Annotated in this window: 16 protein-coding genes; 5 read left to right on the forward strand and 11 right to left on the reverse strand. The window is 57.1% G+C overall.

Annotated elements, in window-relative coordinates:
- Positions 1–98: 98 nt before the first annotated feature.
- From BLR97_RS01870 to BLR97_RS01915, 10 genes are all read right to left on the reverse strand, one after another.
- Complete coding sequence (locus BLR97_RS01870; protein ID WP_089701890.1) at positions 99–3,020, reverse strand: molybdopterin-dependent oxidoreductase; 2,922 nt, start codon at positions 3,018–3,020, stop codon at positions 99–101.
- On the reverse strand, positions 3,017–3,637 hold the full coding sequence (locus tag BLR97_RS01875; RefSeq protein ID WP_139172879.1) for a hypothetical protein: 621 nt from the start codon (positions 3,635–3,637) through the stop codon (positions 3,017–3,019). Before BLR97_RS01875 ends, BLR97_RS01870 begins: the two co-directional genes overlap by 4 nt.
- Before the next feature lie 322 nt (positions 3,638–3,959).
- On the reverse strand, positions 3,960–5,267 hold the full coding sequence (locus BLR97_RS01880) for a TRAP transporter large permease (RefSeq protein ID WP_089701894.1): 1,308 nt from the start codon (positions 5,265–5,267) through the stop codon (positions 3,960–3,962).
- 267 nt (positions 5,268–5,534) lie between these two features.
- Positions 5,535–6,590, reverse strand: coding sequence for a TRAP transporter substrate-binding protein (locus BLR97_RS01885; RefSeq protein WP_170832961.1), 1,056 nt, complete (start codon positions 6,588–6,590; stop codon positions 5,535–5,537).
- A gap of 56 nt (positions 6,591–6,646) precedes the next feature.
- Positions 6,647–7,156: a TRAP transporter small permease subunit gene (locus tag BLR97_RS01890; RefSeq protein ID WP_089701897.1), complete on the reverse strand. Its 510-nt coding sequence runs from the start codon at positions 7,154–7,156 to the stop codon at positions 6,647–6,649.
- Positions 7,157–7,591: 435 nt separating this feature from the next.
- Positions 7,592–7,813 carry a transposase domain-containing protein gene (locus BLR97_RS01895; RefSeq protein ID WP_422821901.1) on the reverse strand — a complete coding sequence of 74 codons (222 nt, stop codon included), beginning with the start codon at positions 7,811–7,813 and terminating at the stop codon, positions 7,592–7,594.
- Positions 7,814–8,200: 387 nt separating this feature from the next.
- The gene (locus BLR97_RS01900; protein WP_089701899.1) at positions 8,201–8,959 is read right to left on the reverse strand and encodes an IclR family transcriptional regulator; all 759 of its coding nucleotides are present in this window, start codon (positions 8,957–8,959) and stop codon (positions 8,201–8,203) included.
- Between the two features lie 87 nt (positions 8,960–9,046).
- The gene (locus BLR97_RS01905) at positions 9,047–10,324 is read right to left on the reverse strand and encodes a TRAP transporter large permease (RefSeq protein ID WP_089701900.1); all 1,278 of its coding nucleotides are present in this window, start codon (positions 10,322–10,324) and stop codon (positions 9,047–9,049) included.
- 11 nt (positions 10,325–10,335) lie between these two features.
- Entirely contained in the window at positions 10,336–10,785 is a 450-nt protein-coding gene (locus BLR97_RS01910; RefSeq protein ID WP_211605023.1) for a TRAP transporter small permease, read from the reverse strand.
- Positions 10,786–10,910: 125 nt separating this feature from the next.
- The gene (locus BLR97_RS01915; RefSeq protein ID WP_170832962.1) at positions 10,911–12,137 is read right to left on the reverse strand and encodes a TRAP transporter substrate-binding protein; all 1,227 of its coding nucleotides are present in this window, start codon (positions 12,135–12,137) and stop codon (positions 10,911–10,913) included.
- Between the two features lie 226 nt (positions 12,138–12,363).
- Between BLR97_RS01915 and BLR97_RS01920 the strand changes: the two genes are divergently transcribed.
- The 4 genes from BLR97_RS01920 to BLR97_RS01935 all read left to right on the forward strand — a co-directional run bounded on the left by BLR97_RS01920 (position 12,364) and on the right by BLR97_RS01935 (position 16,320).
- Positions 12,364–14,004 carry a GMC family oxidoreductase gene (locus BLR97_RS01920; protein WP_089701905.1) on the forward strand — a complete coding sequence of 547 codons (1,641 nt, stop codon included), beginning with the start codon at positions 12,364–12,366 and terminating at the stop codon, positions 14,002–14,004.
- 225 nt (positions 14,005–14,229) lie between these two features.
- Positions 14,230–15,300: a YeiH family protein gene (locus BLR97_RS01925; protein ID WP_089701907.1), complete on the forward strand. Its 1,071-nt coding sequence runs from the start codon at positions 14,230–14,232 to the stop codon at positions 15,298–15,300.
- Complete coding sequence (gene thiS, locus BLR97_RS01930) at positions 15,300–15,503, forward strand: sulfur carrier protein ThiS (RefSeq protein WP_089701909.1); 204 nt, start codon at positions 15,300–15,302, stop codon at positions 15,501–15,503. Before BLR97_RS01925 ends, thiS begins: the two co-directional genes overlap by 1 nt.
- Positions 15,504–15,528: 25 nt before the next feature.
- Complete coding sequence (locus BLR97_RS01935) at positions 15,529–16,320, forward strand: thiazole synthase (protein WP_089701911.1); 792 nt, start codon at positions 15,529–15,531, stop codon at positions 16,318–16,320.
- A 210-nt stretch (positions 16,321–16,530) separates the two neighbouring features.
- On the opposite strand, the gene BLR97_RS01940 is transcribed toward BLR97_RS01935, so the two are convergent.
- The gene (locus BLR97_RS01940; protein WP_089701912.1) at positions 16,531–17,361 is read right to left on the reverse strand and encodes an IclR family transcriptional regulator; all 831 of its coding nucleotides are present in this window, start codon (positions 17,359–17,361) and stop codon (positions 16,531–16,533) included.
- 94 nt (positions 17,362–17,455) lie between these two features.
- Between BLR97_RS01940 and xsc the strand changes: the two genes are divergently transcribed.
- Positions 17,456–19,357 (forward strand): sulfoacetaldehyde acetyltransferase, encoded by a 1,902-nt coding sequence (xsc, locus tag BLR97_RS01945; protein ID WP_244511109.1) that lies wholly within the window; start codon positions 17,456–17,458, stop codon positions 19,355–19,357.
- Positions 19,358–19,359: the final 2 nt, after the last annotated feature.

Genomic DNA, 19,359 nt, shown 5'->3' on the forward strand with positions numbered 1-19,359 from the left:
CCCGTACCGCTCGTGTGGTTCCTATTAAATATCAATGAACTAATCCACCAATATTTCCCGAAAGAGACAGCCTTCCGAAACGTGTCCGAGGGCGGATATCACGATTTCCGCGCGGCTTGGACTCGGCAGCGGTGTAGCTTCAGATTGCTCTGATGTGAGACCGGATCTAGGGTTCCTTCTGTGAGAGTGTTGACCGACCCCCAAGGATGGAAGGGTTGTTGCGTGTCCCAGCCAATAGGGATGAAGACGACGTCCGGGTGGATGCCTGAGGTCACCCAAGCCCTGGCTTCGAGACGTCCCCGGGGAGACTCGACAATCAACAACTCACCGTCCCGAATGCCCTGTGGGGCAGCCTTGTCGGGATGGATCTGACAATAAAGATCCGGCCACATTTCCTGGGCCTGCCAGAAGTAGTGCGTCCAGGAATGGAAGTGCGACGCGGTGGGCCGACCGGTCACCAGTTGGGTATCCCACTTCGCCTCATCATCTCCTATCGAGTCACGCAGCGAGACGGAATCCGTAAGAGTCGGCCGGTGAAAGAACGGTGATACCTCGGTGGCGCAGTCACCGGGAACGACCCTTGGTTGTCCCGAATATGCTTCCGCCTCCGTGTAGAAATGCGGCAGGGATGACAGGCCAAGCGAACGGAACTTGGCCTCGATGGTCGCGTTCCAGAATTCCAGTTGTCCGCTGGGAGTGGGGAAGCGCTTGCCCGGATCGCAGCCGAAAGCGGTAGTGCCTTCTAGATAGAGGGTATCCGGTTCAGCGGCCGTCTCATCGGAAACGGGGATGCGTACCCAGCGATAGGGTGTTGAGGTCAGGCGCTTCATGGTCACGCCCTTCAGGGAAGGAGTGGCTTGACGCAACACTTCGTCCCAGAACACTGCAGGGTCCTTGTAGCGGTCTTGGAGCACTGACTGGTAGCCCAGGCGCTTGCCTAGCTCGATCCAGAACCAATGATCCGAGCGGGCCTCCCCGGGCGGGTCAATTATGCGATCGTTCCAGACGATGCGCCGGTCTTCCGCCAGGCGGCTGATGCCCCCTTTTTCGACGCCGGTGGCAGCGGGCAGGACATAGTCTGCTAGCGCCGAGGTCTCGTTGAAGAAGAGATCCATGTGCACCAGCAAATCCAGGGAGCGGAAGGCCTCCTGAACTCGCTGCTGGTCCGGCCAGTGAGCGGCAGGGTTATTGCCGGTGATAAGACCACGAATGGCATAAGGGGTATCCTCCAACATGCCCTGAAGCCATTGGCGGGGACTATTGCCCAGCGCTGGGCGATCAATCGGAGACCTGTGATCGTCCGGGACCTGTACGCGTCCCCAATCGGGTTCGGAGGCCACGTTGAAATATCCGCCCCCTCGGCGTCCCCAGTTGCCGGTGATCGCGGCCAGGAACATTAGAGTCCGGTTGGCCTGCGTCCCGTTGCTGTGCTGGTTGATGCCGCGGCTGGCAAATATCATGCAACCATCGGCATGGGCGATGTCTCGCGCAAGCTGGCGCATGAGTTCGGCGCTGAGGCCGGTGAGATCACTGGCCCAGTCGATGGTGTAGCCCTGCTCCTGAATGAAATCTCGCCACACTTCCCAGCCCTGTACCCATTGCTCGCAGAACGAGGAATCATGCCAACCTTGGTAGAATATCTCGTGAATCAGCCCCAGGGCCAGGGCCATGTCGGTGCCAGGACGGATGGCCAGCCAGCGGTCGGCTTTGCTGCCGGTGGCGGTCAATCTAGGGTCAATGACCACCATCCTGGCACCGCGGCGTAAGCGCCAGTCATTAACCATGCCGAAATTCACTGGTCTGGTCTCGGCCTGGTTGTCACCGAAATACACATGCAGTTCTGCGCTGCCGATATCCTCCTGGGTATAGATATTGGGCTGGCAGGTGGAGCCCAGGGTCAGCTCCATGGCGACGACTTTGCTTGCATCGCAAAATGGCTCGGTGGTCAGGAAATTCGGTGTTCCCCACATCTGGGCGAACATGGGGACGAAGCCCATGATATTGAGCACCCCGGTTCGGGTACCCATGTGGATAGCCAAGGCCTCGCTGCCGTCACGTTCGCGGATGGCCTTGAGGCGAGCAGCGATGTCGTCCAGGGCATCATCCCAACTGACTCGCTCGAATGTCTCGCTGCCTGGGGGGCCGCAGCGCTTGAGTGGGTGGGTCAGGCGGCTCGGATTCCGATAAAGCTGCAGCATCATCTGTGACTTCGCGCAGATGCGCCCTTGGAAAACCGGATCCTCGTCGTTGCCGAGGATTTGTACCACCTCGCCATCCTTGATGCCGAATTTCAACGTGCAGCCGTTGAAGCAGATGTTGCATCCACCCGGCTTGACCTCGTCAGGCTGCTGATCGTCCACCTTACGATAAGGAATCTGCACCCACTTCGAGGTGGTGGATGCCCCCGAAAGAGGCGACCCCTGAACAGTCGGCGGGTGCTTGGCGGCTAGGGGATCCTTCGATGGCGTGCTTTCAGGACCTCGGGCGCGATCCAGATAGAGAGTGGCCGGGCCCTGAAGGAAGTGATCATGATCGCGGACCGGCTTGTCGGCCTCATGGGCCAAGTTCAGCAGATCCTCGCGCTTACCGAAGGTAATGGCTCGGGTTGGGCAGACACTGGCACATGCCGGCATCTCACCACGGGCGCGACGCGGCGCGCAGAGGTCGCATTTCACCGCGTGATTGTCCACCGGGTCATAGCCCATGGCGCCGTAGGGGCAGGCCAGTACGCATTCGCCGCAGCCGGTGCATAGCGACTCGTCGACACTCACCACGCCGGTGTCAGGATCCTTGCTCAGGGCTTTGGGGACCACAGGACAGGCTCTAAGGCAGGCTGGGCGCTCGCACTGCTGGCAAGTCACGGTCAGGAAGTCTAGCTCGGGTAGTGATGGGTCGCCTAGCCACATTACCTTGTTGTGATACTCGTCAGGGCCGAGGCCGTTGACCTGCTTACAAGCTGCCTCGCAGCTCTTGCAGCCGGTGCAGCGCTCCAGGTCAATACTTAGGCAGATCTGGCTCATGTCTCTCCTCCCCATGTGGCCAGGTGCCACCAATAGATAGTGTCGTCGCCGGCCACGTAACCGGCTAAGAAGGTCACGGCTACCACGTGAATGATGATGCCTGTCAGGAACAGCAGGGCCGCGAAGATATGCAGGCGACGCCACATCGACAGGGGACGACCGGCGCGACGTCGCGCTCCCACCAGGTGAGACTCCCTGGACATCAGGCGCGCATAGCGAAGCGTCAGCAGCGGATAGTTCATGGCATGTCGTAGGTTGGGAGAGAACAAGGCTTCGCTTGCCTGTGGTTCGAGACGCGTCAATAGAAGGGTCTTGGACGCGATCACCTCGGCCAGCTCACGTCGTGTCGCGTGCGTGACGGTGAAGCTGGATTCCCTCGAGCCGAACTGCCGGGAAAACTGCTGGGAGAGGAAGACCCGAGCCACGATACCTTGAAAGATCAGAAACAACAGGAGCAGATAGAGAATGCCAGGCGTGCTGAAAAGGCGTCCTGCGGCGACATGCAGGCTGATGAAGACGAAGCCGGCCATGCTGGCCAGGACGTGGGCGGCGAACCAGCGAGGGGGGCTGACCGAAAACGAGCTGCGTTTAGCAAGACTGAACAGCAGGGGCGTCATGAGCAGCAGCCCACCGGCCATGGCCGACAGCTGAAGCCATGGCGCCCCGGGTCGGCCACCAAGAGCCCCGGAGAACTGCAGGATCAGTGTGATGACTAGGACGATGCTAATGCCGGCGAGTCCGAGGAGGAGTCGCCGATGACCGATCCTTGGCGGTGTGGCGAGCCGACCTTTATGATGTTGTATTGGCGGGGACATATCCTCAAGGCTCCACTCGGCTTGTCTGGTGTGATGTCACGGGGGAAGGGTCGGGGTCTCGACCTTTTCGGTCACTACCATTGCTCGTTGAGCCCCAGACCGATGGCATCATCATGAACTTGTGTCAGTCGAAGAGTTCCGGCAGCCAGGTAGCAATCTCGGGGAACAGGAAAACGAGGCCGAGGCCGAGCAGCTGCAGCATCACAAATGGGCCAACCGAGCCGTAGACATCACTCCAGCCCACATCTTTAGGCAAGATACTTTTGATCCAGAACAGCACGAAGCCGAAAGGTGGCGTGAGATAGGCAATCTGAATATTTACAATGAAGAGTACGCCAAACCAAATTTTGTCGACGTTCAATGCTTCAATGATCGGCAGGAAAAGTGGTGTGCACAGCATGATGATTGCCCAGTCATCCATGACCATCCCGAGCATGAGAATAATTAGCATCATTAATAACAGTATGCCAGTGGTTCCACCTGGCATAGCGAGAACCATTTCAGTGATTAAGTCCTGACTTCCTAATGTATTGAAGATATTAAGGAAGATGCTGGCACCGATTAAAATCCAGAGCCCCATGCCTGTCAGCTTAACCGTGGTGCTCAACGAGTCCTTGAACACTTTTAGGGTCAGGCGACCGTTAGCCATGTTGATCAATAAGGCGCTTGTGGCACCGAAGGCAGCGGCTTCTGATGGCGTCGCGATACCACCCCAGATAGCACCCAATACGATAAATATCAGCAGGATGAAGGGCCAAATTCCCAGCAGAGACCGCATTTTCTCACTGCGGGAAAACTTCTGGTCAGCAGGCAGTGCCGGCCCCATTACCGGCTGATATTTGCAGCGTAGCCAAATGTAGATCGTATAGAAGGTGGCCAGCATCAGGCCCGGGAGGAGACCGGCCAAGAACAGTTTTCCAATGGATGCATTCGCCAGTAGGCCATAGAAGATGAAGGGCACGCTGGGCGGAATGAGAGCTCCCAGTGCGCCGCCTGCACCAATGGCACCAATCGCGATCTGGCGATTGTATCCGTACTTCATCATCGACGGATAGGCGATCTGCCCCATGGTGATGGTCGCCGGTGGGGTGATGCCGGTGACCGCAGCAAAGATTGTGCTGACCTGTACAGTGCCAATGGCTAGGCCGCCAGGGATATGACCGATCAGCTTATAGACGGCTTCATAGGCAGCGTCCGCAATTCCCGAATAGCGTATCAGGCTCCCCATGAATAGAAAGAGAGGTACCGTTACCAATATTGAATTCCAGGGAGTGGAATAAAAAGCACTGGGAACGGCCAATAAGGCGCGCGGTTCTACCATTGCAGCGAACACAACAGCAGTGCCGCCTAGTGCAAAAGTAACTGGTAACCCCAGGAACAAAGCTCCAAAGAGGCACACAAAGTATAGAAGCGTTATGAGTTCAATGCTCATGAGGTAACCTTATTCTTGAAGATTGTCGGGCTGCCTTGTCAAAAGCAAACTAGTCCCACTAGCTGGCCTCCAATCAGGATTGTCAGTTGTAAAGCAACTATTTTCCTTAAAGTATGCCGAGAGAGGTGGAATATGTTCTTTGTCTAAGTTTTCGGTATTTTTGGTTTGCCGTAAGGTCTTATCGGTAAGACCCCGATCTTTAAGCTTTAGCAAAAAGATCGGGAGCAAAGTTTAGTTTTTGGTAGGCCTACTTGGCCTTTTAGTAGATCAGTAGTATTCTTTATCCTTCATGAATTCTTTGAAAATCTCAACGCCTTTGGCGTTGCGTTCGGAAGTTTCTGCCACTTTAGGCCATACTTCTTTGATGGAGAACTCACGCATCCTCTCGACCTCTTCCTCTGAGAAGGTAATGACTTCGCCGCCTTCATCCTTTAGGGCCTGAAGCGCGATATCAACCTGATCGGCATGCAATTGGCTTGTCTCGAAGTAGGTCTCCTTGAAAACGCCTTCGATTTGTTCACGTTGCCAGTCGTTCAAGGCATTCCAGGCGTCGAGGTTGACAAAGGTTTCCTGATGTTGGGCAGGGTTCCAGCCCGGCTGGATAGCATAGTCAACGACTTCGTCGAACGACATGTCGTCGATACCACCGGTGTCCCAATAGGTGCCTTCAATCGTGCCGAGACGAATAGCCGTATAGATGTCGCCGGCCCCCATGGAGACTGCTGTTCCGCCAAGTGCTTCATGGAATAGTGCCTGAGGACCACCGGCACGCATTTTCTTGCCCGCTAAATCCTCGTACTTCTCTACTGGAAAATTGGTGAACATGGCGTTTGTTCCCTGGTCGGTCCAGCCAATCCAATGAAGATTACGCTCATGGGCAGCCTCTTGCACCAGATCACCTACTCGGTAATCGTCTCCCCACATGACCTCCCAGGCTTCTTCAGGGCTGTTGGCACCCATAGCCAAGCCGAATGCCAGCATGCCTTCGGGCAGGTCGCCACCATAGACGGAAGCCCAACCTGCATAACCGTCGGTCATGCCAGCGGCGGCTGCCATGAAGGCTTCGGAGCCGCTGGTCAGTGAGCCAGCCGGCATCAGCTTGATCTGGATCGTACCCTCGGTAGCCTCTTCCACTGCCTCGGCCCAGGGAATTAAACCGTTATCCCATCCGGCGTCCGAAGAATCGAAGGCGGGCTGGATAGTCCACGTAGTTACTTCATCCGGCGGACCATTTTCTTGAGCTTGGGCAGCAGAGCAAGTATAGGCAATTACCCCTGCACAGATTATGGCTTTAGTGAAAATGGTATGTTTTGTAGTTGTCATGCAATCACTCCCTTTTCTATCTTTCTGCGGATATCGCGGCGTTATCGCCGTCGAATTCATTGTTTTTTAGAGCCTTTGACCACTGTTTTAACGTCCCGCATGAATTGCTGAGTAACAATTAGAAGCACTACACATGCGGCAAGCGGTATTGCAGTTTTGACAGGGTATATCGGTATAGGTATTGATGTGGGTGTTGTCTGATTAAATTTGATAGACATTAGGGCGGCATCGACTCCTTTCCAAATAAGCACACCAAGAAAGGCGAATGTTAGAGTCGATGTTATGATGTCACAAATAGCCTTTTTTCTCGCAGAAAATTTTTCATAGAAGAGGTCGAGTTTGATAAAAGATCCGTGTTTTAACGCATAAGCACCCCCCATGCAGGCGATAAGTACCATGGCAGCCTGTATGGAGGCGCCGATCCATTGGGATGCTGAGTTTAGGGCATACCTTAGGAAAACATCGGTGACACCAAAAGTCATGCAGTAGAGGATCAAAATAGAGCCAATTAGGCCCATGATCTCGGCCATGACATTGATAATCTTATCGGCTATTTTGCAAATCATTTTTTAGCTCCTTCATTCTTATATTTGATTGAGCCGTTACTCGGTCTTGCTGATTTTTCAGATTTACTGTAAGTCAAATCATAATGGCTTTCAGCGCACTGGTAGTTATATTTCAATTCTATGTAAGCTTCTTCGTAGCTTAGAGGTAGTGAGTTTGACAGGGATAGTGCCAGTCGCTGTTGATAAATGGTGCCAGGGCTCGGCGTTGCCTACGGGAAATGGCGATTTTCCCGGTCGCTCAAACGTGGCTTGGTATGGGCTTCACAAGTTGGTCTTGGGCTAGTCCAGCAGTCGACTGCGTCACGCCAGGGGCATCGTAGTTATGGTCGGCATCAGTCGTTTGGGGGGCGGCTCGATGGGCACACGAGCGTCATCGGCGAACTGGAAGAGGGCTATCCTTGTACCATCCGGCTGGCTGGATCCATCAATGTATGTCTAGTGGCGCCTGGGCGGTAAGCGTTCGGGCATCACCGCTGGCGCATGATCAGGCCGGTTTTGCCAGTTCCCCGGCAGGAGTTCGTGGAGCTGGTTGGCCTTCTGGGTCTGCATCCGCTCCAACACGTCCTTCAGGTAGGTGTAGGGCTCGTGGCCGTTCAGATTGGCGCTCTGGATCAGGCATGATGGTGGCGGCGCCGTCAGGGGCACGAAATCAGGCACGGAAGGTAGCTGGCCCTGTCACTTGGCCTTGAACGGTGGGGCGTAGCGACGACGGCGTCGGATCTCACCTTCGTTGCTTAGGGAAGTCATGAATAGGTACCCACTTATTAATAGATGGGCACCTAATGTCGCCGGCCAAGGCCTTCCGCAGAAGGTGTGGTCAGCGGCCGGCTAGCCCGGGCAGCGTAGAATGTGGAAGGCAGAATATGACGTACAGGACGTATCCCAATGATCGGCGAGGATGAGATCGCGAGTCGAAGCAGGTGCTATGACTGCGACATGATCGTGATGGCGGCCAACAAGCGCAGCTTCACGGCCACTTACGCGGGCAAGATTACCAAGGGCGTGATCAAGCGGGCCAGGGTGCCGGTGCCGACCGTCCCGTTGCTAGAGCGTTTCCTCCAACTCCGAGGCGATTTGACGCATCAGCGGTGCCCACTCCAGCAGCGACTCGATCGAATGCCGTAGTCGAGGGGCATGGATCGCCAAAGTGGCTTGCATATGGCCCACCTGATCGTAGATAGGCACTGCAATGGCTACCATGCCCTGGATGAACTCCTCGTTATCAGTACTAAGCCTGTCACGGGCGATCTGAACGAGGTGCTCTTCAAGGGCCGAGGACGAAGTAAGGGTATAGGGTGTATGGGCTTCCAGCGTCAGGCTTGACAGCAGAGCGCGACGCCGGTGGGAAGGCATCAGGGCAAGAAACAGTTTGCCGCTGGACGTGCAGTGCAGTGGCAGCCGAGACCCAGGAGCCAGCTGAATGCGAACCGGCCAATTGGTTTCCACCCGATCGTAGTAGAGAAGCTCATGGCCATCGTGCAATGTAAGGTTGCAGGTCTCGCCTGTCTCCTTGGCCAGACGCTCCAGTAATCGCCGGCGGGGAGCCTTCACGCTCTCATTAGCCAGCGTGCCCATTGCCATGCGATGCAGGCGTTGGCCGGGTAGCAGGTGCCGGCCATCAAGATCCCGTGCGATCAGCTGTTGTTCCTCGAGCTGCTTGAGCAGGCGGTGGATCGTCGGCTTGGGAATGTCCAGACGCTTGTCGAGATCGGCGGCACTGATGCTGTACTCGGCCGTGGCGACCTCTTCGAGCAGGCTGATTGCTCGCAGAAGTGTGGTATTGGTGGCGGTGTCTTTGGACATGGGCTTTCCTTTCGGTAAGCTTCCTGATGGCGCCTGCCATGATCATAGCGTAGCAGGCCCGTATGGGCCTGCTACCTTGCTGCAGTGTCATAGGTTGACTAGGAACATGGACAATGGTGGCCACAGGGCGATCGCGATCCAGGCGGTTATGAGCGCAATGAAGTAGGGTATCACATAGCGTACTAGCCTGAGGTAGGGAATGCCGGTAATGCTGCTCGCAACATAGAGGTTGAGGCCGAAAGGCGGCGTGACGAAGCCGATGGCCGCTCCCACCAGGAAGATCACCGAGAAGTGGATGGGGTCAACGCCGGCACTTTGGGCGATCGGTGCCAGGATGGGTGCCAGGATGATGGTGACAGGCAGACTCTCCAGGATCATGCCAGCGAGCAGGATCATCACCATGCAGGCGCCAAGAATGGCATAGTAGTTGCCAAGATTGTTTAAGAGCCCTTCAAGGATCTGGCCGGCCCCGAGCACGGAGAGCAGCTGCTGCATCACCACCGAGATGGCGATCAGTGGCGCCAGCATGCCAGCGATCTGTCCCGAGCGGAGCATGATGGCAGGTAACCTGAAGATGCTGATTTCCCGAGTGATGAGGAGTCCCGCGATCAGCGTGAAGCCGACGGTGATGGCGGCTGCCTCGGTCGGGGAGAACTTGCCGGAATAGATGCCGTAGAGCACGACGGCGATGGTGGCGAAGCCCAGATAGGCCTTGCGTGCGAAGCCAGCACTTTCCTTGGCCTTGAAAGGAATCAAGGTGCCCCAGCCGTGGCGCCGTGCGACCAGATGGCAGGCCATCATCATTCCCAGTACCATCATGGCCCCAGGAATCATGCCGGCGATGAACAGGTCGCTGATCGAGAGATTCATCATGAAGCCATAGACTATGAAGATGATACTCGGAGGAATGATGATGCCGACGGTGCCCCCGCATGCCGCGGTGGCTGCTGAGAAGCGTTCATCATAGCCGTTATTCTTCATCTCGGGGTGCATGATCGAGCCGATGGTTGCTGTGGTGCCGGCATTGGAGCCTGAAATCGCCGCAAACAGGCCGCAGGCGCCAAGCGTTGACATTCCCATGCCGCCTCGTAGCCAGCCGAGCAACGAGTAGGCAAAGTCGGATAGCCTTTTGGCGATCCCCGCCGCGTTGATCAGGTCGCCCGTCAAGATGAAGAGGGGAAGCGCGAGAAGACCGAAGAAGCTCAGGCCTTGAAAAAGCGTTACGCCGATATTGGCCAAGGTGAAATCGATGACCAGGCTGGTGCCGACTACCCATAAACCGATGACGAGGAAAATGGGCACGCCGAGCAGGAAGAAGAGTGTCACGCCTGCGGTGATCAGGCCGATAAGAAGTCCGTCTGTCATGATCTGTCCTCCTAATCCATTATCGAGGGTTGGAGGTTGAAAGGCTCACGCAACCGGAAGCGTTGCCAGTCAGCGAAGAGGTTCTGGAGTACGCGGTAGATGATCAGCATCCAGGCAGCCGGTGTGGCCAGATAGAACCACCATTGCATGATGTTGTCGGTGCCCGGCACGATGGCGAAGTTGTTGTAGGCTAGCTGTACCTGGTCAATGGTGAAGTTGATCACCATGATCCCGAACCCGATCCATAGTACGGCATCCAGGATGAGACACAGGAACTGGCCGGTGTAGGGCAGCCGCATGCGGATCTCATTGAGTGACAGGTGCGTACGGTTCTTTACATTGAGCGAGGCGCCGAACCAGGTCAGCCAGAGAAACAGCAGTATGGGAATGCTGGTGCTCCAAGGCGCCTGTAGGTTGAAAAAGAATCGGCGAATGACCTCCACGAATATGATGCCCGACATGCCAGCATACGATAGGAGAATAATGCACTTCTCCAGGTTATCATCCAGCCACCGAAGGGGAACCAGCCACCATGTGGCTGGTTGAGTGTTTTGGTAGTTGTGGTTTGCCATAGTGAACTCCCGGTTCAGCCTTTCCACCAGCGCTGAGGCTTGACATTAACCGCGGCAGTGTCTCTCGGTATTTCACGGGCAATGCCGTGAAGTTCCTTGTAGATATCCACTCCACCGGCCCAGCCATTTAGGCGTTCACGCCATTGCTCCCAGGGCTCCGGGTTGAATTCCGGTGAGCACAGCTGTTCGGCCTTTTCGCGCTCGGCATCCGAAAGAGGCGCGACCCGGACGTTGTTCTGGGCGAAGACGGTATTCTCCGCAGGATGCTCGGTGGCGCCCACGATCTGGTATCGACCAGCCTCGTTCATGCCCTGTGTGAAGATCTGCGCACAGTAGGCCGATTCCATGACCTGTTCCTGAAGTTCGCTGCCCAGGCTGTCGAACTTGGAAAGACTCATGGCTGTATGCTCGGTACCCGCAAAGAACCTAAGGTCGACTGCCTGGGATACCACGGGGGCCATGCCCGCATAGGCCACGGCGCTCATCCAGGTCTCGGCGCCATCGAGCAAGCCCTGGCGAAGCCCGTCCAGCGTCTCCTCCCAGGCCACGGGCACTGGGTTGAGCCCCAACTGCTCCATGGCGATGCGTCCGAGCTGTGTCCCTGTAACACGGTTCTTGGTGCCCTGAAGCTGTTCAAGGCTGGTCACCAGGGGTTCGTCTTCCCACTTCAAGCCAAGCATGATGCCCCGCAGGTCACAGTGCGTGAACAGGAACTGCAGGTTGTGTCGCTGTCGAAGCGGCTCGCGCAGTAGCGTCTCACTCCGCTTGTCGTAGAAGAAGTGAAACATCGAGGCGACGCTTGGGAACATGTAGGCAAAGTCTAGGACGTTGAGGTAGGGCGCGGCTCCCGCGGAGTTCTGGGTTGAAGCCGAGAATATGTCGACGATCCCTTGCTGTGTCTTGCTGACGCAGTCGAGCTGGTTGCAGACCTCATTGCTTCCCATGAACTCCACACGGATTGCACCATTGGTGCGTTCCTCAAGGTCGCGTGCAAAGAACAGCTGGCCCGACTTCTGAATGTCGAGATTGCGCTCGTTGAACCCTGAAGCACCGAAGCGGAGCTTGAATTTCGGTTCGGTCTGATAGCGACGCTGCTGTTCCTCATCCGCAGCGCGGGCGAGGCTGCTGACGGTGAGGCTGGCGCCTAACCCGGAGGCCGCAATCAGGGTGGAGGTCAGGCCGAAGCGACCCGAGATATTCAGAAAATCCCGGCGAGATATATTAGCTATTGGTGGTTTCATGAGTAGGGCTCCCGCATTTTGTGATTGGATTTTTCAAGGGATGTTGTGTGGCGTGTGCCAGAGACTCCTCGCCTTTCTAAGCAGTCAAGATGAGGAGCACGATCTCAAGCTAGGCAAAGCTTCACGATCTTGCAAGATTTTTCGAAACAAAAAATCTCATTATTGACGGATAGCTTCTTGAGTGTAATTATAAATGATACAAAAAGTCTCAAAAGGTATCATTGCAATGAGTTCAACAACATCCAAGCAAGAAGCCTTTGACTACATCATCGTCGGGGCTGGCTCGGCAGGCTGTGTGCTTGCCAACCGGCTCAGTGAGAACCCCGCTGCGAAGGTCTTGTTGCTCGAAGCGGGTGGAGCCGACTGGAACCCTTGGATCCATGTCCCAGTGGGCTATTTCAAAACCATGCACAATCCTGCGACGGACTGGTGTTACGTTACCGATCCAGATTCCGGAATCAACGGACGTCGCCTGCAGTGGCCTCGCGGTAAGGTGCTTGGAGGGTCAAGCTCTCTCAATGGACTGCTGTATATTCGAGGTCAGCGCGAGGACTACGATGACTGGGCAGCGGAGGGAAACTCGGGCTGGGACTACGACTCCGTACTGCCGTATTTCAAGAAGTCTGAGTGTCAGGAGCGCGGTGCCGACCCGTATCACGGCACGAAGGGGCCGTTGAAGGTGTCTGATCTTCGGCTGCGACGTGAGATCGCCGAGCGGTTCATCGAGGCCGCCAAGGCGGCGGGTATTCCCGAGAATCGCGATGTTAACGGGGCCTCCCAGGGGGGGGTGGGCTATTTCCAGCAGACCTCTTACAAGGGCATTCGCTGCTCGACAGCCAAGGCGTTTCTCCGACCGGCGCAGAAACGGCCCAACCTTACCGTCATCAAGAGAGCGCACTGCCAGCGGCTGTTGCTCGAGGGCAAGCGGGTAGTGGGGGTCGAGTATCGTCGTGGGGATCAGCGGGAACAGGTCAGGGCCAGGCTCGAGGTGCTGCTCTCCAGCGGTGCCATCGGATCGCCGCAGATCCTGCAGTGTTCCGGCATCGGGGACCCTGAGCATCTCAAGGAGGTGGGGGTCGAGTGTTGGCACGCCCTTCCGGGGGTCGGCGAGAATCTGCAGGATCATCTGCAGGTTCGGCTGGTCTTCCAGACTCGCTGCCGAACGCTCAACGACGAGGTGCGTCATCCCCTGAAGAAGCTCGCGGTCGGTACCCAGTATTTGCTGACGCGCACCGGGCCTCTGACGCTCGCCGCCAGCCAGGTGTGTGTGTTTACCCATTCTCGTGAAGGGATGGATCGTCCGGATATCCAGTTTCATATGCAACCTCTCTCCGCCGACAAGCCGGCTGAGGGGGTGCATCCCTTCTCCGCCTTCACGTCGTCGGTCTGTCAGTTGCGTCCGACAAGTCGCGGATCCATTCGCATCACCAGCCCCGATCCCGCCATATATCCTTCGATCCAGCCCAATTACCTGAGCACCGAAGAGGATTGCCAGGTCGCGGTGGATGCCATCAAGGTCGCGCGGCGGATCGCCGAACAGGCCCCGCTGGCCTCGGTAATCACCGAGGAGTACGTTCCGGGGGCCCAGTATCAGAGCGACGAGGAACTCCTTGAAGCGGCGCGTCAATACAGCCAGACGATCTATCACCCGGCCGGGACCTGCAAGATGGGTCATGACCCCATGGCGGTGGTGGACGACCAACTGCGTGTGCATGGCCTGGAGGGCTTGCGCGTGGTGGATGCCTCCATAATGCCGATGATTGTCTCCGGCAATACCAATGCCCCTACCATCATGATCGCCGAGAAGGCGGCCGACATGATCAAGGCGGCATACGTCGAGTGGTCGCGAGACTCGACGGTGGCCTGAGCGTTGGCCTCAAGAGAGGCCGAAAATTGGTCCTAACCTCTCTCCCGGCATCCCGTCACCATGGTGCGCATGCTGGCCGGCGAGGGGGCGTGCGGCCGGAATAGGTGTCCCGTGAGGACGTCGTTGGTATCCCTGCAGAGCGTCAGTGGCAACCACATTCCAAGAACGAAGGTCGATTGCGTCGCAGGATGCGACGATCGTTTCATAGCTTATCGAGGTGGTGATATGACTCGTCGAGACGCCGACGCGACAAAAGATCCGTCGATCCTACAGGCCGCCAAGCAGACTCTGCCTAGTCGGCTGGAACCCCTCCAGCGTGTGCTTCCCGGGCTGATTATCTGCGTAACCATCGCTCTGGCGACGACCTTCATCGCGGATCATTACGGCGGCCCGACTCTGCTCTATGCGCTGTTGTTCGGCATGACCCTGCACTTTCTCTCCGAGGAGGGGAAGTGCCTAGCCGGTGTTGAGTTCGCTGCCAAGAAGGTGCTGCGGATCGGTGTAGCACTGCTCGGCGTGCGCATCACCATTGAGCAGGTTACTGAGCTCGGTATCGGACCGGTGCTGACGGTGGTCTGTGGAGTGATGATGACCATCGCCATGGGAGCCCTGTTGGCGCGCCTGCTAGGGCTGGACAAGGATATGGGCCTTCTGACCGGCGGCTCAGTGGCGATCTGCGGCGCTTCGGCGGCGCTGGCTCTGTCGGCAGTGATGCCGCGCCACGAGACTCATGAACGTAACACCATCATGACGGTGGTGGGAGTGACTACGCTCTCCACAATGGCGATGGTGATCTACCCACTGATCGTTGGCCTACTAGATCTCGGCGACACCGAAGCGGGCATCTTCCTCGGCGGCACTATCCATGACGTAGCCCAAGTCGTCGGCGCCGGATATATGATCTCTGAGGGCACCGGCGATGTCTCCACCTTCGTTAAACTGCTACGGGTTGCAATGTTGGTACCGGCGGTAATGGTGTTCATGTTCTTGTTCCGTCGAGAGCGGAGCCAGGAAGAGGGTACCAGTAAGGTACCGATGCTGCCGACCTTCCTGGTCGCTTTCGTAGCGCTGGTGATCATCAATAGTCTCGGTTGGATTCCGCCGACGGTCGCTGATGGCTTCACCGACCTGTCGCGTTGGTGCCTGGTTACCGCTATAGCTGCCCTGGGGATCAAGACATCCTTCCAGAAACTGGCTGTGGTGGGTTGGAAACCGGTGATCTTGATGGTCGCCGAAACGATTTTCTTACTATTGGTGGTGCTGGCTTTTATCCACTTTGATCTGGTGAACCTGTAATGATCAGTATAAAGCTCAATGGAACAGAACGGGTGATCAAGGAAGGATGGGTGTTGGCGCACCTACTTGAAGAGCTTAGTTTTGCTAGGGCGCGTATCGCCGTCGAGCTGAACGAGGAGGTGGTTCCTGCTAGCCGCCATGCAGATATTGTTCTTGCCGAAGGCGATTGTATTGAAATCGTGCATGCCATCGGCGGTGGTTAAGGCTTGATCAACAGGGAGATCCTAGATGACAATTTCCGACCAACCGCTATGCATTGCTGGCCGTGAGTTTACTTCTCGGCTAATGGTAGGCACGGGCAAGTATCGTGATGCCTCTGAAACGGCAGTAGCTCTCGAGGCCAGTGGCACCGAGGTAGTGACCTTTGCAGTGCGACGCACCGACCTGGGCCAGGGCAACAACGAACCACCCCTTCTTGAGGTTGTGCCGCCGTCGCGCTATACCCTATTACCCAATACCGCTGGTTGCTATGACGCTCGGGCCGCAGTGCGTACTTGCCGTCTAGCCCGGGAGCTTTTAAACGGTCATAACCTGGTCAAGCTCGAGGTGCTAGGTGACGAAACTACTCTCTACCCTAACGTGGTCGAAACCCTCAAGGCCGCTGAGGCACTGATTGCCGATGGCTTCGACGTAATGGCCTATACCAGCGATGATCCCATTGTTGCGCGAGAGCTTGAGGCCATCGGTTGCTGCGCCATTATGCCACTGGGTTCGTTGATCGGCTCGGGGTGTGGTATTCAGAACCCCTACAATATCCGTCTGATCATCGAGCGTGCCACAGTGCCTGTGCTGATTGATGCTGGGATCGGGACTGCCTCGGAGGCGGCCTATGCCATGGAGCTCGGCTGTGACGCCGTCCTGATGAATTCAGCCATAGCTCATGCTCGGAGTCCGGTGATAATGGCCAGGGCCATGCGCGCTGCAGTCGAGGCCGGTCGCGATGCCTACCTGGCTGGCCGCATGCCATGCCGTGAGCAAGCCGAGCCATCCTCGCCAATGGTCGGAAGGCTTGGCGACTGATCATACCGGCCTCTGGCCGATATGGTCGTTTAGTTTAATGGGTAAAAGAGGTATCACTGCGCCCTGGTCGCCCTCGAGGCCCTTGTCCTTGGCATCATCGCGCTTATCTTCATGGAGCAGAGTGTGCCGCCCCAGAGCCTGAGGTAATGTGGTCGTAACCGGTAATTGCACCCCGCCAAGCGTTGGGTAATCTAGAGTCAGGTGACCGGTCTAGACTTCTTGTATCTTTTGTTTATGAGAATTGCTCTGAGGCATGGCTCCATTGTCTATAGCGGCAATGGCGTCGGCCGCGCGGCGCAGGGCAGGCAAGCACTCCAGGGCTTTCTCGCGGGACATTCGCATGACCGGAGCCTGAATTGCGATGCCCAGATTGGATTTCCCTCCATTGGGGTTGGTGGCCAGTACTGCGATGCAAATCAGGCCGGGGAGAAACTCTTCGTCATCGAAGGCATAACCGGCCTGATGCACGGCTTCGATTTCGGCTTCCAACGCCCCAAAGTCGGTGAGTGTATTGCTCGTGAAGGCTTTCAAAGAGGTTTCGCCTAGCAGACGCTTGCGCTGAGCGGGAGGCATCTGAGCAAGGAAGAGCTTGCCGCTGGCTGAACAGTGTACTGGCACCCGTGAACCGGGATGGAGGTAGAAGCGCAGTGCTTCGGAAGTCTCGACGCGGTCAAGATAGAGTACTTCCCCCCCAGACAGGGCCGTAATATTGCAGCTCTCGCCAACCTCCTCGACCAGCTGGCTGAGCACAGCGTGACGGGCTCCGTGCACGGTGTCATTGAGTAGCAGGTTTTCGGCCAGTCGACGCAGCCGGCTGCCCTTACTGTAGTGCCGATTATCGGCCTCCCGCTGAAGCATACCGGAGCCTTCGAGCTGCTGGAGCATGCGATGCAGCGTTGGCTTCGGTAAGCCTGTCTCGTCGCCAAGGCTTTGGAGAGTGAAAAACTGGTTCTTATCAGCAATCACCTCCAGCAGAGCCAGGAGGCGTTGGGCCGGGGTATCCCCCTCGACCTTGATGCTATCGGACTTGCTATTGGTCATGTCGTAATCTCCCTTTTTCAAGATAATATATAATTCTAAAAAATAAATCAATTTGTATCGTTTTATGGAATTTGTATTGACTGATGTTGGTTCTGTGACTAAATTTACAAAGCGTTTCCGTAAAGCGAAACATTTTATACCAAAAAATAAATTTTTTATTGCTGAGGAAAAACTGATGAGCACCCCCGAGACTCAAGCCTCCCGCCCGGTGGTTCAGGGCAAGCAGACGATGACGCCTTCAGAAGCCTTCGTCGAAACCATGGTCGCCAACGGGGTGACCGAGATGTTCGGCATCATGGGCTCAGCCTTCATGGACGCTATGGACATCTTTGCACCGGCCGGCATCCGGCTGATCCCGGTGGTCCACGAGCAGGGGGCGGCGCACATGGCCGACGGCTATGCGCGGGTTTCGGGACGCCACGGTACAGTCATTGGCCAGAACGGCCCAGGCATTTCCAACTGCGTCACCGGTATCGCTGCCGCCTACTGGGCGCATAGCCCGGTGGTCATCGTCACCCCTGAGGCGGGCACCACTGGGATCGGTCTGGGCGGCTTCCAGGAGTGTAAGCAGCTGCCGATGTTCCAAGAGTTCACCAAGTATCAGGGCCACGTTACCCATCCGGCACGCATGGCCGAATACACCGGGCGTTGCTTCGATCGGGCGATGTCGGAGATGGGGCCGACCCAACTGAACATTCCGCGTGACTATTTTTACGGCGAGATCGAGTGCGAGATCCCCGAGCCGGCGCGTCTCGACCGCGGCCCAGGCGGTACCCGTACCCTCAACGAGGCGGCCGAACTGCTGGCCAACGCCGAGTTCCCGGTGATCGTCTCAGGCGGCGGTGTGGTCATGGCCGATGGCGTCGACGCTTGCCAGGCGCTGGCCGAGCGGCTGGGTGCACCAGTGGTTAACAGCTACCAGCACAACGACTCCTTCCCGGCCAGTCACCCGTTATGGTGCGGCCCGCTGGGCTACCAGGGCTCCAAGGCAGGCATGAAGCTGATCGCCCAGGCCGACGTAGTGGTGGCGTTGGGCACTCGGCTGGGGCCGTTCGGCACCCTGCCGCAGCACGGCCTGGACTATTGGCCTAAGGACGCCAAGATCATCCAGATTGATGCCGACCACAAGATGCTGGGGTTAGTGAAGAAAATCGCGGTGGGTATCTGCGGCGATGCCAAGGAGGCCGCCGAGGCGATCACCCAACGCCTGGCGGGTCGCGAGCTTGTCTGTGATGCCAGCAAGGAGCGGCGCGCCGAGAAAATAGCCAGTGAGAAGGCTGCTTGGGAGCGCGAACTCGACGAGTGGACCCACGAGCGTGATCCTTACAGCCTCGACGCCATTGAGGAGGCACAGGGCGAGACGCCGTTCTCTGGCGGTGAGTATTTGCACCCGCGTCAGGTGTTACGGGAGCTGGAGAAGGCGATGCCCGAGGACGTGATGGTCTCCACCGACATCGGCAATATCAATGCCGTGGCGCACAGCTATTTGCGCTTCGAGAAGCCCCGTAGTTTTTTCGCGCCGATGAGCTTTGGTAACTGCGGCTATGCGCTACCGACCATTATCGGCGCCAAGGCAGCGGCCCCGCACCGGCCGGCGATTGCCTATGCCGGTGACGGTGCCTGGGGCATGAGTTTGATGGAGACCATGACGGCGGTGCGGGAAGGCATCCCGGTAACCGCGGTGGTCTTCCACAACCGCCAGTGGGGTGCCGAGAAGAAGAATCAGGTGGAATTCTACAACCGTCGCTTCGTGGCCGGCGAGCTGGACAACCAGAGCTTTGCTGAGATCGGTAGAGCCATGGGAGCGGAAGGTATCACCGTAGGTCGCCTCGAGGACGTAGGCCCAGCGCTGAAGAAGGCGGTGGACATGCAGATGAACGAGGGCAAGACGTGCATCATCGAGATCATGTGCACCCGCGAGCTGGGCGACCCCTTCCGTCGCGACGCGCTGAAGAAGCCGGTGCGTCTGCTTGAGAAGTACCAGGACTACGTCTGATC

The sequence above is a fragment of the Vreelandella arcis genome, from assembly GCF_900103865.1.
GTDB lineage: Bacteria > Pseudomonadota > Gammaproteobacteria > Pseudomonadales > Halomonadaceae > Vreelandella > Vreelandella arcis.

Excerpts from the sequence above, each read along its gene's own strand:
- BLR97_RS01925 (WP_089701907.1), top strand. The coding sequence starts at position 14,230 with ATGACTCGTCGAGACGCCGACGCGACAAAAGATCCGTCGATCCTACAG.
- thiS (WP_089701909.1), top strand. The coding sequence starts at position 15,300 with ATGATCAGTATAAAGCTCAATGGAACAGAACGGGTGATCAAGGAAGGA.
- BLR97_RS01900 (WP_089701899.1), bottom strand. The coding sequence starts at position 8,959 with ATGTCCAAAGACACCGCCACCAATACCACACTTCTGCGAGCAATCAGC.
- BLR97_RS01915 (WP_170832962.1), bottom strand. The coding sequence starts at position 12,137 with ATGAAACCACCAATAGCTAATATATCTCGCCGGGATTTTCTGAATATC.
- BLR97_RS01905 (WP_089701900.1), bottom strand. The coding sequence starts at position 10,324 with ATGACAGACGGACTTCTTATCGGCCTGATCACCGCAGGCGTGACACTC.
- BLR97_RS01870 (WP_089701890.1), bottom strand. The coding sequence starts at position 3,020 with ATGAGCCAGATCTGCCTAAGTATTGACCTGGAGCGCTGCACCGGCTGC.
- BLR97_RS01890 (WP_089701897.1), bottom strand. The coding sequence starts at position 7,156 with ATGATTTGCAAAATAGCCGATAAGATTATCAATGTCATGGCCGAGATC.
- BLR97_RS01885 (WP_170832961.1), bottom strand. The coding sequence starts at position 6,590 with ATGACAACTACAAAACATACCATTTTCACTAAAGCCATAATCTGTGCA.
- BLR97_RS01935 (WP_089701911.1), top strand. The coding sequence starts at position 15,529 with ATGACAATTTCCGACCAACCGCTATGCATTGCTGGCCGTGAGTTTACT.
- BLR97_RS01940 (WP_089701912.1), bottom strand. The coding sequence starts at position 17,361 with ATGACCAATAGCAAGTCCGATAGCATCAAGGTCGAGGGGGATACCCCG.
- BLR97_RS01875 (WP_139172879.1), bottom strand. The coding sequence starts at position 3,637 with ATGACGCCCCTGCTGTTCAGTCTTGCTAAACGCAGCTCGTTTTCGGTC.
- BLR97_RS01880 (WP_089701894.1), bottom strand. The coding sequence starts at position 5,267 with ATGAGCATTGAACTCATAACGCTTCTATACTTTGTGTGCCTCTTTGGA.
- BLR97_RS01920 (WP_089701905.1), top strand. The coding sequence starts at position 12,364 with ATGAGTTCAACAACATCCAAGCAAGAAGCCTTTGACTACATCATCGTC.
- BLR97_RS01910 (WP_211605023.1), bottom strand. The coding sequence starts at position 10,785 with ATGTCGGGCATCATATTCGTGGAGGTCATTCGCCGATTCTTTTTCAAC.